Genomic DNA, 12661 nt, shown 5'->3' on the forward strand with positions numbered 1-12661 from the left:
GTCCTCTCAGCGGCCGATCTGAGGCGCCAGTCCTGCCGCGACCGTTGCGTTGCCTTTGGCATTGGGGTGGACGGGAGCACCGGCGAACGGTGAGTCCGCGCCGGCCAAGCCACTGATCCACGGTTCGGCTGAGCAACTGCTGTGGCCCGCGGTGACAGCGCGTGCGTCGAAGAAGTCGATCCGCAGCTGCCCGGCCGCGTCCCGCTGCGCATCCTGCAGTCGGTCGAGATAGGCGAGATAGCCTTCGGCGTGCGGCTGGACGACGCGACCGATGCCGACTAGGTCCATGCAGGCCGTCTGCTGACCACTGGCGAATATCTCCGGGTATCCGACGAGCACTATCTTGCTGTTCGTCGCGTAGTAGCGGACGAACTCGACGACTTCCCGGATTCGGTTCGCGTACGCCGCGCCGGTCACTGCCCGATAGTCGGGAAGCCGGTTTTGGTCGGCGGCGTCGAGTCCGCATCCTTGGGCGAGGTTGAGCAGGCAATCGGTCGACGGAAACGCGGTCCCGCTCGATCGTCCCCACACGTCGTTCATGCCTGCCTGAATCAGTACGGCGCGCGTCGCCGGGCCGAATGCCGCCTGCGCGGCCGCTTTTCGCGCCTGGTGAACCAGGGTCCAGCCACCGCCGGTGTCGAGCGTGCCACCGTTGCAGGACACATCGAGGAAATCGGCGGTTCCGAGGATTCCGGCTGTCCCCGCGAGCTGATTAGGCCATGACGACGGTGAGCGCACACACCCGTCATCGGCCTGGCCGAGCACGGGTGCGGTCGCGGTGAACGAATCTCCAAGGACGACCAGTGACACTCCCTCGGTATCCGCGGCCGCTACCGAGGTGGGCAGGGCGACCACGGATGCGACGGCAAATAGCGCTGCCGCCAACGACTTCCATTGCTGAGACCTCATCGGAGTCGAGTATTCGCGGCGGTGCGATGCCGCACAATCGGTTGAACGGACGACAGATGCGGCCGCGTGTCATGGCTACCCTGACCCTGTGGCCACCACACGTCAGCCCGTCGTGAAGAGGCGTTGTCTCCGGTTCGTTGTGGCGATCGGCGTCGTTTCGGTCGCCTTGGTCGCCTGCGGCGAGGACCGTGGATCGGCACCGCCCCCGTCCGGCGCCGTCGAATCACCGGCTCCGGCGGCCGGTGCGTCGTCGACCACACCCGCCTCCGCCGGTCCGGAGTCGGTTGAGCCCGCTCCGCCGACCAGTGTGCCGCAGGCGGCATCGGCTCCGGCACCAGAAATAGTTCAGGCGCCAGAAATAGCGCAGGCACCCGCAGCTGTCCCGCGGACTGTCCAGCCCGCGCCGCCGAAGCCCGAACCGGCAGCGCCACCAACGCTTTCCGATCCCGGATTCGAACCGCGCCCCGGATACTGAGCAGCCGTCCCGGCTTTCGGTGCCGCCTACTGAGCAGAGTCGGTCAGCAACGCCGGCAGCATTTGACTCAGTACCAGCGTCGCGGTGGTCGAGGCCGATTCCTTCGGCCGGGTCATGACGCGTAACACCAGGGCGTTGGTGTGGTAGACGCCCGCGTCCGAGCTGGACGGGTAGGAGCGAAAGCGGTGTGCGCGTTGGCCATAGGCGATGAGATCGATCATCGGTTTCGGCAGCGGCACGATGTTGCGCACGTCGCTCTCGTCGCCGATGGCGGACGGGCCGCTGACGCTGACGGTCTGCTCCAAGACCGCGGCGAGCAGGGCGACAGTCAGGGTCTGGTGCTTGCGGCAGATGGCCGCGAATTCCCGGACGTGACGAGTCAGCGCCTCGGTCGGATCCGTCTCGTGCTCGATATCCGCTGTCGCGCCGGCGAGTAGTGGCTCGAACAGCGGCGCGTAGACGTGGCCGAGCAGGGCCTGCTTGTTGAAGTGGTTGAATGCGGTCGCCACGCTCACCCCGGCGTCGCGCGCGATGTCTTCGACCCGGGTCGCTTGCCATCCGCGTGCCGCGAAGTGCCCCTTGGCCGCGGTGATCAGCGCGCCGCGCGTGCGCTGACGCTTCGTTTCCCCGCTGCGTTGGCGTGCGTCGAGTGGAGAGCTCATGTCAACTGACGTTACACATATCCAGCCTATGGCGGAGACCAAACTGGTGTCTGACCCAATCTGGATGCAATGGAGTTCGATTGACATCGAGTCGAGATCGCGGTCGACAGGTGATCGCATATGCACTGGTAAAGACGTGTCACACAAACCAGACTTGAATACAAGTTGTAGTGGAGTCTAATATGTAATCTGCGGTGTGGGGCCGCAGCGAGCGTCGCAGGCACCAGCCGCATGGGCGCTTCGAAGAAAGCGGGTGGTTCATGACTGCGTTCGCCTACCGGCGTCCCGAACTGTCGAAACGGGAGGTGGAGGTGCTGGTCTCCTGGCTGCGTTGTGACACGAAATCGCAGGTGTGCAGGCGATTGTTCGTCGCGATCGGCACCGTCAATACGCATCTGGCCCGCGTCCGCCGGAAGTATGCCGAGGTCGGCCGTCCGGCGACGACCAAGGCGGCGCTGCTGGCCCGCGCGATCCAGGACGGCTTGATCACGCTGGACGAGATATGACCGGTATCGCGACCAGTCGATCGAACAGCCGACATCGTCGTCTTCGGTGGTGGCGCAGACTTGTCCGGGGAGGTGGCACCGCATGATCGACGACGTGTCCGCGGCCGACCTGGCGGCGCGGCTGACCGATGTCGTGTGCGACGTCGACGCCGCCGCTGCGGATCTTGTCCGGGAGTTCGAGCAGATGCTTTGTGCCAGCACGTTATCCGGGCCGTCGGGCGAGGACGCGCGGCAGCTCGACGCACTCGTCGAACGGGGGATCGCGCACGGCTCGGCCGGTCGATACGACGCCGCGGCGCGGTCGTTCTGCGCCGCGCTGCGCCGGTGCGTGCGGATCGGATACCTCAGGGGCGCCGCCGACAGCGTGCGCAATATCGGGAAGATCCAGCTGACGACCGGCCGCTATCGCCAAGCCGAGTGCGCCTACGTCCTGGCATGGGAGCTGTATCGGCGGACCTCGTGGGCGGCGGCGGGCGCCGACTGCTCCCATGGGCTCGGCGTCGCGTACGCGGGAATGGGACGGTACAGCTTGGCCGAAGCCGCATTCGAAGCCGCGCGTGCGGCATTCGACCAGCTCGGCAGGCGGCAGCACGCCGCGAACTCGATGCAGGGGCTCGGCAACGTCTTCGAGGCGACAGGTCGGTATGCGCTGGCCGAGCAGGCTCATCGTTCGGCCAGAGCGGTGTTCGCCGAGCTGGGCTCGGTGGCAGGCGTCGCCGAATGCGACCTGAACCTCGGCGTCGTGTATGAGTCGATGACGCGCTATCGGGCTGCCGAGCTGGCTTATCGGCGCGCGCGGTCTGAATTCGCCACGCTGGACCGCGCCGAGGCGGTGGCGGAATGCGATCAGAATCTCGGGATCGTCTACGAGATCGCGCAGCGCTATGACATGGCAGGCTTGGCGCACCGGCGGGCTCGACGGGTCTTCGTGGAGCTGGGGTTGTCCGAGCGAGCAGCCGATTGCGCGCTGAATCTCGGTGTGGTGCATAGGTCTTCGACCGACTATCGGCGCGCCGAGCGCGACTTCGCGCATGCCCGTGCCGTTTACGTCGAGCTCGAGCTGCCGGAGAAGGTGGCGTGGTGCGATATCAACCGCGGACTGTCGGCCGCGCTTGCGGCCAGGTCGAGCGCGCCCGGTTCGCCAGAATGGCGCGAGGGGCTGCGTGCGGGGTTGTCGCTGGTGGTGCCCGCGGTGCTGTTCCTGGACGCGGGGCGGTTCCAGTTCGCCAGGGCCCAGGCGCGGCAGGCGTGGGCCCGCGTTCTCGGTATCAGATGGTCCGCGCTCTTCGAATGGGCTGCCGAACTCGGCGACTGCGAGCTGGTGGCGGATTTGGTCGAGGCCGCCATCAATTCTGGTGTGCACGTGGGCATCACCGGGCACGAGCGAATCCATGCCGAATCGGAGTTCGCGCGGATCGGCAGTGCCGAGTTGCCGATCGCCATGCCCCTCGACGAGCACACCGCCGCGCACTCGTCGGGTGGGCACCGCCTGGTAGCCGGTGCGATCTTGCCGATGATCGCCCCGCCCCGACTGCTGATGCCCGATGGCCACCTCGCCCTCGATCGCTACGCGGATAGGGTGGAGGCGTTGTATGGGCGCATCGATCGATTGTCGGCGCCGGTCGCGGTGTGGTGAGGCGTGCTCACGCGGGTGGGCGGATGCCGACGAGGTCCATCTCGGCGAGTGAAGGTGCTGTCGCGGCGGACCGGGTGCCCGCGGTGCCGCACGATCGCCGGGCGGTATCCAGGATCTGAAGCAGCGCAGCCTCATTGGCTGGCGTCAGCGCCTGCGCCTGCGCCCATTCGCTCTCCGCGTGCCGCCAGGATTCGTCCGCGTAACGTGGGTCGTCGAGTGGGATCAGGCGCTCGATCGACAGGGCCCATCCGGCGTGCCGGTGCGACGCGGCGAGTGCTCGGGTACGCCCGTCGAGCGGCGGCGGCGAGTTGGCGGAGTAGACGTCGACGATCGCGTCATCGCCCAATTCGCCTGCGAGCGAGGCGGTCCCGCGATAGTCGCCGGTGTAGGGGTTCGGCTGCAGACTGCCCGAGACGACCGGCGCCGAGGCGGATGGGCGCAGCAGCTGCCAGCGCAGCGTATCGGTCCACTGTGCGCGCTCGACGGCCGCGGCCGACGCGGTCACCGATACGGAGATGTCGGCGCCCGACGTGGTTACGCCGACCGTATTCTCGCCGGGGTCGAGGTATCCGCGCGGAACCAGCGCCCAATCGACCGAGGTTCTGCGGATGCGCATGCCGCCCGACAGGGTGCGGAACCGGCCCGCGGTCGTTGTCAGATCCATGCCGATCAGCAGATCGTCGGCACAACGCGCGGCGGCGGTCTGGATCGGGGCCGTCACCGGCATCGGCAGCCGCCGGAGCTGCCGGAGCCGGGCCGCCGGGTCGGCATCGGCGTCGTGCAGATAGGGACCCGACAGGTCGACGGCGGTCGCCACGATCGACTGGAACCGGTGGTCGGTGGCGTTGCCGAGCAGCGTGCGTTCCGCGAGATCGGCCAATGCGCCGAGAGCGCGGCGGTATCGCTCGTGTGCGATGGTCGAGGTGCCGAATCGTGCCGCGGCGCCTGCCGCACAAGCAATGTCGATATCGAGCAGTTGCTCGTCGAGCGGCCACGGCGACCACCGTTCGAGCCACAGCAAGACCCCGAGTCGCGAGATCGCCTGTGCCCGTGCACTTATCGTATCGAGTGTCCATGGGTCGACCGCGATCGCGCGGCCGTCGTCGAGTACGACGCTCGACGGCCACGTCGGGGCGATGTGCGGGTGCACGATCCGCGGGAATATCGGAGGCGACATTCACCCTATTCAACCCGGCCGGAAGTGGCAGTCGTGTCGGTCGTTCGAATGTATTTCGCCTGGACAGGTCGACTGGCACGCCGACCGACTGCCAGACTTCAGGAATGTCGGTAGCCCACCACCGCGATGAGGACGAGATCTCCGGTGATCAATTCATCGAGAGGTGGTACGAGGCCGCGGCGCGGCCCAAACCCAACAAGAAAGAGTTCATCGCCGAACTCGGGGGATGGTCGGGCCGACTCGGCGAATGTGACTGGGTGCGGCGCGATTACGGGCCGCGGCCTGCGGAGTTGGCGCGGTCGTATCGGAAGAAGGCGTTGCATGAGCCGGAGCACCGAAAAGTATTGAGCCGACTGTACGCAACGTACGTCGAACCATTTTCGCGTTTCACCGGACAGTACGCCGCCGTCGCTTACGAATACCGTCCGATCGGACTTCCGGACGGTATCGGTCAGCAGGTCAGAATCTTGAATCGGAAGGTTCCGCCGATGGTGCGCGCGGTGGTCGCCGGTCCTCGGATGCGGGACATAGGTGGCGCGATCGATGCGCGCCGCGACGCCGATGGGTTTCTCGGCGACATCGCCGGTCGATACGGTCCCTACGAAACGGTCGCGCTGCGAAGTTACGGTTCGATGCTGCTGGAAACATTCAGCAAGCTGGAGGATCCGGATGCCGAGGTCGCGGGGCCGCTGCTGGACCGGATAGGCGAATTGTCTCGCCGTTTCGGCGATTTGGCCGAACCGCCACGTGAGCCGACCGCGGACGAAAAGCAGTTTGTCCGTTCGCTGCTCGATACCGTCATAGCCACCACCCCCGAGGTCAAGGACAACCCGTACTGCGCCGAGGCCTATGCGCGGGCGACCAAGACGCTGCTGTGCTGGGTAGTCCAAGGCCGCGGCGATATTCATGCGGCGATCTTCTACAAGCATCTCGAGTGGGCACGCAAGGACGACCTCGCGGCGACGATTCGACATGCGAACCGGGAGCGGTCACTCGATGACGCCGCGCTCGCGCGGATCGATTCCGGTGTGCGAGTGGACAACGATGCTCCGGAACGCGTGCGGCTGACAGCCGCCTACGAGGAGCTTGTCGCTTACGCCGAAGCCGACGACGGCAGCGTCAGTTGGGAGAAGGCACTGGCCATGCGGATTCTCGACGAGGGACTGCCCGCCTCGGACGCGCGCGGGTCGATCGAGAACCTGGTGACCGCGGCATGGCGCACCGAGTGCCCGGCTTACGGCGCCTCGCCGTCCGGCGCCGCGACCTCGGGCCCGGCAACGGCCGCCACCTACGTGCGCGCGTTGCTCATCGTCGCGGCCGCCGCGGCGCGCGCCTCGGACCATCCCGAAACCTTCCAGACCGCGACCGCGACCGCGCGGGTCGCCCATCGGCTCGAGCAGGCGAGGAAACTGCTGAACCAACTCAGTCGACGCACCAGACGAGCCGACCCCGAGGAGCTGGGCAGATGACCATCGGATTCACGGACACCGTCGGCGATGGCGTGCTGTCCATCGACGCGACGGGGAACGCGTCCTGGCTGACGGTTCGGCAGGCGGCCGTCGCAATGGTCGATATCACCGTGGGCGCAGGCTGCTTCGTACACGTCGATGCCGCGCACTCGGCGACGGTGCTGGCCTGGGAAGTAGACGCGGCCGCCGATCCGGAGCCGCTCGGATTCGCCGCCGGCGACCCGGCGCTGGCCGCACTCGTCAGGCACTTGCGCGAGCGTGGGGAAACCGCCGAAATCGTGCGCGGTGCGCGATTGACCGCGCAGTGGTCGCGGTTCGCGGAGGTCGCCGCGGTCGCGCGATGGACGATGCGCCCGGTCGACCGTGCGGCGTTGTTGCTCGACCGCGCCGTCGCGGAGGCGGGCGTCGGACACGGTGCCGCCGCCAGGAACCTGTTCACCTTCGCCGAGGACGCGCTCATCGACTTCGGCCGCCGCTGTGTCGACGGCGAAATGTCCAGCGCTGTCATCGATCTGGTTCGCCGAGCCGCGATCGTGGCGGGCAGCGCCGGCTTTACGGGCGAGATCGACTCGCTGGCACGCGAACTCGGCGCGGCGGGCGCGATCGCCGATGATCGCGTATTCGCCGGGCTGGCGGAATGGAACTATGCCGTGCAGGAGGCCGGCGCGGTGGCACAGAGCACGGAGCTCGGCGCGGGCACCGTCAGTCTCACCGTCGGATCCGAGATGCTCGATATTGCCGCCGTCCCGCCGAGGATCGTCGCGTGGGCGGGCGCCGACGTACCGGAACTGTTGATCGAGCACGACCTCGACACCGACCGGATCGTGCTGACCGCGTTGCTCTCCGACGGCGTCGATCCGGACAGCGCGGAGGCGCGCCGGTTGCTGGCATACGCCGCGAACAAGGACAGCGGCGCCCTCGTCGCCACCGCCCCGACCCGGGTGGCGGGGCGGTCGATATCCGCGAATCTGCCAGCCCGCGGCCACGACATCGATGACCTCCACTGCGGTGTGTTCGACGCGAAGGTCGACGTCGAATCGCTGCGCGGCGATCCGGCCGGACGCTGCCTCGCCGAAGTGGATCGCTACACCGTCGAGGCGTGGAATTGGCAGCGAGCGGCCCTGGCCGCATGGAATGCTGTGCCGGACAACGCTTCCGCCGAGGTATGGGCCGCTGCGCGAGTGGTCTTCGACGATTGCCTCATCGACGCGCGCAAGGCGGCCAGAATCGCGCTGCGCAAGCTTGCCGACGGTGTCGCCGACACCGCACCGATCGAGCTGTTGCTGCGGACGCGATCGGAGGCGGTGACGGCATTCCTCGACGAGCTCGCGATGGTGCCCGCGGCGCAGGCGAGGCCACTGCTCAGTGAGCTGGTGCCGCCCGAGCCCGATGACGAGTGAGGCATCGCCGGACGGCGCGGTCATCGAGGTGCTGGTGCGTGCCGCCGACGCGGGAAGCACCTATCTGACGTGGCGCTGGCTCGACGAAAGGGACAGCCCGAACTTCGAGGTGCTCGCCGCGGCGTCGGTGGCGCGGGCAGTCGGTCTGCTCGATACGGCGTTGATCGCCAGGCTGCCCGGTGAGACGGCGGCCGCGGCCGCGGCCCGCGCGCTCACCGTCGGCGCGTTCGCCGAGCCTGGCACGGAGCATGCGCTCGCGGTCGCGTTGACGGACGCGGTGCTGCCTCGGCGTCTGCGTCGTCAAACGCTGGCGCGGCTCGCATCGGGCCACCGAATCCGGTTTCGGGTCACCCCGAGCCAACGCCTCGCGCGCATTCCGTGGGAATTGCTGTGCCTGGATGATGATCTCCGGTTGATCGAAGCTGTGGAGATCGTCTACGACCCGCCCGCGACGGTGTACGTGGGGCGATCGAGAATTCCGCCGCCGGATGGGTGGCATGCGATGCGGCACCTGCCCGCCTTGTTCGTCATCGACCCGGTGTTGCCCCCGCGCGCCGGCGACCACGGGCTGCGCCGGATCTTGGATCGCGTCGATATTCCCGCGTTCGCGGCTCGGCTGGCCGCACACGTTGCCGCCGAACGGATTACCGAAGCCGAGCGGGAGATCGCCCTCGCTTATTGCCTCGACCGGGTCGAGCTGAGCGCGGCGCTGCGGACACCACGATCCCGGCTGTTCTACGTCGGGCATATCTCCGCCGAGCCCGACGAACCCGGCTCGGCGTCGCTGCACCTCTACGACACCGCACGGACCTGGGGGATGGCGCAACCGCTGCGGAGAAGGTCCGCGACGACAGGGGCCGCGAGAGCCGATGCCGCCGACCACCTGCCGCTTTCGGCATTGGATCTGCTGCTCGGCACCCGCCTGGCAGGGCAACACGTCTGGGCCCGGTACGGCGACAGCGCGGCGGCCAACGGTGCGGACCTGTGGCCGATGCCACCCAGAGTCGCGATGATCGCCTGCGAGGGCAGCATCGACTACCGCTCGTCGGAAACCTTCGGCCTGGTTGTCGCGGTCCTCGACGCGGGAGCGGAGTTGGTCACCACGACGCGCTGGCCACTGCCCGCCAATCGAGCGTTCCGTGCCGTCGGCCGCGAGGTGATGCCGACGAGTGCGCTCGCGCTTCGGGTGGACGAGGCGCACGAATGTTGCGATCCGGTCGCCGACCTGGCCGGCTGGCAACGCGAACAGCTGACCGCGTGGCGGTCGAACGGCGATCCGGCGCATACGCCGCTGGTGTGGGCCTCGATCAGCCAAACATGTGCGCCCGCGCGGGTTTTGCGCGAGTTACCCCGCGCGGGCTAGTTCTAGCGGCCCGCCGTGAGCGCCGGGGGATCGGTGTCCCGGGCACAGGACTTCGGTCCCACGCTCACGGAGGAGATCAATCCAATGACAGTGTCACTGTCGCTGACAGCGGGTGGCCGGCCGGGATTCGGCCGCGCCATCGACGTATTCCATCGCGCGGCCCGGGAGGTGCCCGCGTATCGAGAGTTCCTCGCCAGGCACGGGATCGACGCCGAGTCGATCCAGACGGCCGACGACTTCGCCTCGGTTCCGGCTACCACCAAGGCGAACTACCTGCAGGAGTTCCAGATCCCCTCGATGCTGTGGCAAGGCGACATCACCCAGGCGGGGACCTGGTCGACCAGTTCCGGATCCACCGGTGCGCCGACCTACTGGCCGAGGGACCAGGTCTCGCTGCAGGAGAGTGTCGAGATGTACGACCGGCTGTTCCGGAACAGCTTCGCCTCGCATCGGCGATCGACGCTGCTGGTCGTCGGGTTCGCGTTGGGCAACTGGATCGGCGGGACGTATACCTACCGTGCCGCGCTCGCGTTGCGCAAGCGCGGGCACAAGATCTCGATCATCGCGCCGGGCATCAACGCGGACACCATCCTGGCGAACATCGCCGAACTCGGCCCGCACTATGAACAGGTCGTCATCGCCGGATATCCGCCTTTCGTGAAGGACATCCTGGACCGGGCGGATCACGACGTGCTGCGCCAGGATCTGAAGGTGCTGCTCGCGGGGGAGAACATCACCGAGGAGTGGCGTGACCATATCCTCGCGCGCATCGGCAAGCCGGACAAGCCCGATCAGATCTGCCTGATCTACGGAACGGCCGATGCGGGCGAGATGGGTCACGAGACCCCGACCACGATCGGGATCCGGCGGCTGGCCCGCACCGATGGGCTGCTCGCGGCCACCCTGTTCGGCGCGGACAACCCACTGCCGACCTTTGTCGAATTCGATCCGCAATTCCGCTACACCGAGGTTGACGCCAACGGCCGGTTGCTGTTCACCGTGGACAGCTCGTTGCCGCTGATCCGCTACCAAATCAACGACGAGGGCCGGGTCTTCGCGCCGTGGGAGGTGGCCGAGGCGTTGCGCCGGTGCGGACACCAATTGCCGGTGCGCACCTCCACCGTCGGTTCCGGGTTCATGGTGCTGCGCCGCCGCCCGGATATCGCCGCGAGTTTCTATGCGGTGAAGTTGTTTCCGGAAAGTGTTCGAGCGGCACTCGAGGACTCGGCCGTGCGCGACGCGGTAAGCGGCAAGTTCGTGCTGAGCACCGAAACCGATGACGCGTTCGGGCAGACACTGCATTTGCGGGTCGAGCTGAGTGCGGCGGCCCTTCCCTCGGCGACATTGCGCGAGCTGCTCGCCCGCCGGGTGGTCGCCGCGCTCGATCGGACCAACAGCGAGTACCGGCAACTGCACGCCACGATCGGCGCCATGGCCGAGCCGGTCATAACGCTGGATCCCTTCGGCAGCAGCCGATTTCGCTACCCCATCAAGCACAACTATCTGGAGAACAAGTAATGATCGAGATCCTCGACCCCGCCACCGATGCCACCCGAATCGCCGCGCTGCTGGACCCGGGCTCCGGGTTCTCGTTGACCGACGCTTGGGACACCGCGGCACGCGAACTCGCGGCCATCGACCCGACCGGACCGCGCGGCACGCCGCGCTACGTCGTGTACGACTGGCGCGCGCGGATCGTGAAACTGCCCGATTCCGAGACGTTCTGGCGGTTGCGTACCGCGCGCAACCGGTATCTCCTCGACGACCAGGAACAACGGCGGTGGTCGAACGCGCGGATCGGCATCGCGGGTCTGAGCGTCGGCGCGTCCGCCCTGTCGGTCTGCGCGCTCACCGGCGCGCGGCGATTCCGCTTGGCCGAACACGACACGCTGGGACTCACCAACCTCAACCGGCTTCCCGCATCGGTCTGTGACATCGGGGTACCGAAGCTGACGATCGCGCAGCGCCGCGTTTTCGAGACCGATCCGTACAGCTCGGTGACGGTGTTCCCGGACGGCTACACACCGGATATCGCCCCCGCGTTCCTCGGCGACGCCGACGAACCGCTGACCGTGCTGATCGAGGAGATGGACGATCTCGCCGCGAAGGTCGATATTCGCCGCCGCGCTCGGGACGCGGGCATCCCGGTCGTCATGGCAACAGACAACGGCGACAACGCGATTCTCGATGTCGAGCGGTTCGATCTCGACCCCGGCTACCCGCTGTTCCACGGTCGGGCGGGCGACCTGACGGACCTCACCACCTCGACACTCGACGATCCGCGCGATCGGGCGGCGATCGCCCAGCGCATCGTCGGCGCCGACATCACGCCACGCACCCGCTTTTCGCTGACCCAGGTCGGGCGTTCGCTGCCGTCCTGGCCGCAACTGGGTACCGCGGCGACCCTCGCGGGCGCGGTCGCAGCGTACGCGGCGCGACTGATCGCCACCGGCCACCCGTTGCCGTCGGGGCGCTATCGCCTCGATATGGACCGAGCGCTACTCGGCGCGGCGGCGGATACGGCCGACCAGTGGAACGAGCTGACCGAGGCGCAGTTCCTCGCGGCCGTCTCAGCTATGGGTGGCGATCCCAGATCGGCGTGATGAGCTGGCTGGTGAACCGCCAGCCGTGAGTCGTGCGGGCGGCGTCGAATGCGTAGCGGCAACCGATCATTCGGTGGACGGCGGGTTCCCCGGCATTCGGCACGAAGACCGCTACGACATTCGCGCCGACCGTCGCACGGTCTCCGTGCAGCGCGATCGTCGTGCCCGCGACTAGGTGCTGGGTCTGTGCGTAATTCTCGTGGTTACGCCGGGCGAGGTCGACGATCGCCGCGGCGCCGGTCGATACTCCGCCCGGCGTCTCGAGGGTGGCATCGGCGGCGAAGACCCGCGACAACCCGTCGAAGTCCTTGCGGTCCACGCAATCCGCGATCTCGGCGACGAGGTTGCCGAGCTCTTCCCGATCCAGCAGGTCCTGGATTCGATCAGCGTCCGACGTCATCCGGACAACGTAGTGCACTCGGTTCGGCGGTGCGATGACATTGCGCCGGACAGCGAAAATG

Annotated in this window: 11 protein-coding genes; 7 read left to right on the forward strand and 4 right to left on the reverse strand. The window is 67.6% G+C overall.

Annotated elements, in window-relative coordinates; translation table 11 throughout:
- Positions 1–6: 6 nt before the first annotated feature.
- A complete protein-coding gene (locus ACIBCN_RS01695) occupies positions 7–909 on the reverse strand; it encodes an SGNH/GDSL hydrolase family protein (RefSeq protein WP_396989533.1) in 903 nt (300 codons plus the stop codon).
- 501 nt (positions 910–1410) lie between these two features.
- Complete coding sequence (locus tag ACIBCN_RS01700) at positions 1411–2046, reverse strand: TetR/AcrR family transcriptional regulator (RefSeq protein WP_396989534.1); 636 nt, start codon at positions 2044–2046, stop codon at positions 1411–1413.
- A gap of 260 nt (positions 2047–2306) precedes the next feature.
- Here ACIBCN_RS01700 and ACIBCN_RS01705 point away from each other — a divergent pair, with 260 nt between their 5' ends.
- Together ACIBCN_RS01705 and ACIBCN_RS01710 are read left to right on the forward strand one after the other, a co-directional pair.
- A complete protein-coding gene (locus ACIBCN_RS01705; protein WP_396989535.1) occupies positions 2307–2552 on the forward strand; it encodes a LuxR C-terminal-related transcriptional regulator in 246 nt (81 codons plus the stop codon).
- 82 nt (positions 2553–2634) lie between these two features.
- Positions 2635–4188: a tetratricopeptide repeat protein gene (locus ACIBCN_RS01710; RefSeq protein WP_396989536.1), complete on the forward strand. Its 1554-nt coding sequence runs from the start codon at positions 2635–2637 to the stop codon at positions 4186–4188.
- A gap of 7 nt (positions 4189–4195) precedes the next feature.
- On the opposite strand, the gene ACIBCN_RS01715 is transcribed toward ACIBCN_RS01710, so the two are convergent.
- Positions 4196–5365: a hypothetical protein gene (locus tag ACIBCN_RS01715; protein WP_396989537.1), complete on the reverse strand. Its 1170-nt coding sequence runs from the start codon at positions 5363–5365 to the stop codon at positions 4196–4198.
- Positions 5366–5469: 104 nt separating this feature from the next.
- Here ACIBCN_RS01715 and ACIBCN_RS01720 point away from each other — a divergent pair, with 104 nt between their 5' ends.
- The 5 genes from ACIBCN_RS01720 (at position 5470) to ACIBCN_RS01740 (ending at position 12200) form a co-directional block, all read left to right on the forward strand.
- Complete coding sequence (locus ACIBCN_RS01720) at positions 5470–6834, forward strand: hypothetical protein (RefSeq protein WP_396989538.1); 1365 nt, start codon at positions 5470–5472, stop codon at positions 6832–6834.
- Positions 6831–8234, forward strand: coding sequence for a hypothetical protein (locus ACIBCN_RS01725; RefSeq protein ID WP_396989539.1), 1404 nt, complete (start codon positions 6831–6833; stop codon positions 8232–8234). The genes ACIBCN_RS01720 and ACIBCN_RS01725 overlap by 4 nt, the downstream gene beginning before the upstream one ends.
- Complete coding sequence (locus ACIBCN_RS01730) at positions 8224–9597, forward strand: CHAT domain-containing protein (protein ID WP_396989540.1); 1374 nt, start codon at positions 8224–8226, stop codon at positions 9595–9597. Before ACIBCN_RS01725 ends, ACIBCN_RS01730 begins: the two co-directional genes overlap by 11 nt.
- A gap of 84 nt (positions 9598–9681) precedes the next feature.
- The gene (locus ACIBCN_RS01735) at positions 9682–11115 is read left to right on the forward strand and encodes a phenylacetate--CoA ligase family protein (RefSeq protein WP_396989541.1); all 1434 of its coding nucleotides are present in this window, start codon (positions 9682–9684) and stop codon (positions 11113–11115) included.
- Positions 11115–12200: a ThiF family adenylyltransferase gene (locus ACIBCN_RS01740; protein ID WP_396989542.1), complete on the forward strand. Its 1086-nt coding sequence runs from the start codon at positions 11115–11117 to the stop codon at positions 12198–12200. Before ACIBCN_RS01735 ends, ACIBCN_RS01740 begins: the two co-directional genes overlap by 1 nt.
- Here ACIBCN_RS01740 and ACIBCN_RS01745 read toward each other — a convergent pair.
- On the reverse strand, positions 12172–12600 hold the full coding sequence (locus ACIBCN_RS01745; protein WP_396989543.1) for a nuclear transport factor 2 family protein: 429 nt from the start codon (positions 12598–12600) through the stop codon (positions 12172–12174). The two genes, ACIBCN_RS01740 and ACIBCN_RS01745, sit on opposite strands and share 29 nt — an antisense overlap.
- Positions 12601–12661: the final 61 nt, after the last annotated feature.

This window comes from Nocardia sp. NPDC051052, assembly GCF_044456045.1.
Classification (GTDB): domain Bacteria; phylum Actinomycetota; class Actinomycetes; order Mycobacteriales; family Mycobacteriaceae; genus Nocardia.

Excerpts from the sequence above, each read along its gene's own strand:
- ACIBCN_RS01695 (WP_396989533.1), bottom strand. The coding sequence starts at position 909 with ATGAGGTCTCAGCAATGGAAGTCGTTGGCGGCAGCGCTATTTGCCGTC.
- ACIBCN_RS01700 (WP_396989534.1), bottom strand. The coding sequence starts at position 2,046 with ATGAGCTCTCCACTCGACGCACGCCAACGCAGCGGGGAAACGAAGCGT.
- ACIBCN_RS01705 (WP_396989535.1), top strand. The coding sequence starts at position 2,307 with ATGACTGCGTTCGCCTACCGGCGTCCCGAACTGTCGAAACGGGAGGTG.
- ACIBCN_RS01710 (WP_396989536.1), top strand. The coding sequence starts at position 2,635 with ATGATCGACGACGTGTCCGCGGCCGACCTGGCGGCGCGGCTGACCGAT.
- ACIBCN_RS01715 (WP_396989537.1), bottom strand. The coding sequence starts at position 5,365 with ATGTCGCCTCCGATATTCCCGCGGATCGTGCACCCGCACATCGCCCCG.
- ACIBCN_RS01720 (WP_396989538.1), top strand. The coding sequence starts at position 5,470 with ATGTCGGTAGCCCACCACCGCGATGAGGACGAGATCTCCGGTGATCAA.
- ACIBCN_RS01725 (WP_396989539.1), top strand. The coding sequence starts at position 6,831 with ATGACCATCGGATTCACGGACACCGTCGGCGATGGCGTGCTGTCCATC.
- ACIBCN_RS01730 (WP_396989540.1), top strand. The coding sequence starts at position 8,224 with ATGACGAGTGAGGCATCGCCGGACGGCGCGGTCATCGAGGTGCTGGTG.
- ACIBCN_RS01735 (WP_396989541.1), top strand. The coding sequence starts at position 9,682 with ATGACAGTGTCACTGTCGCTGACAGCGGGTGGCCGGCCGGGATTCGGC.
- ACIBCN_RS01740 (WP_396989542.1), top strand. The coding sequence starts at position 11,115 with ATGATCGAGATCCTCGACCCCGCCACCGATGCCACCCGAATCGCCGCG.
- ACIBCN_RS01745 (WP_396989543.1), bottom strand. The coding sequence starts at position 12,600 with ATGACGTCGGACGCTGATCGAATCCAGGACCTGCTGGATCGGGAAGAG.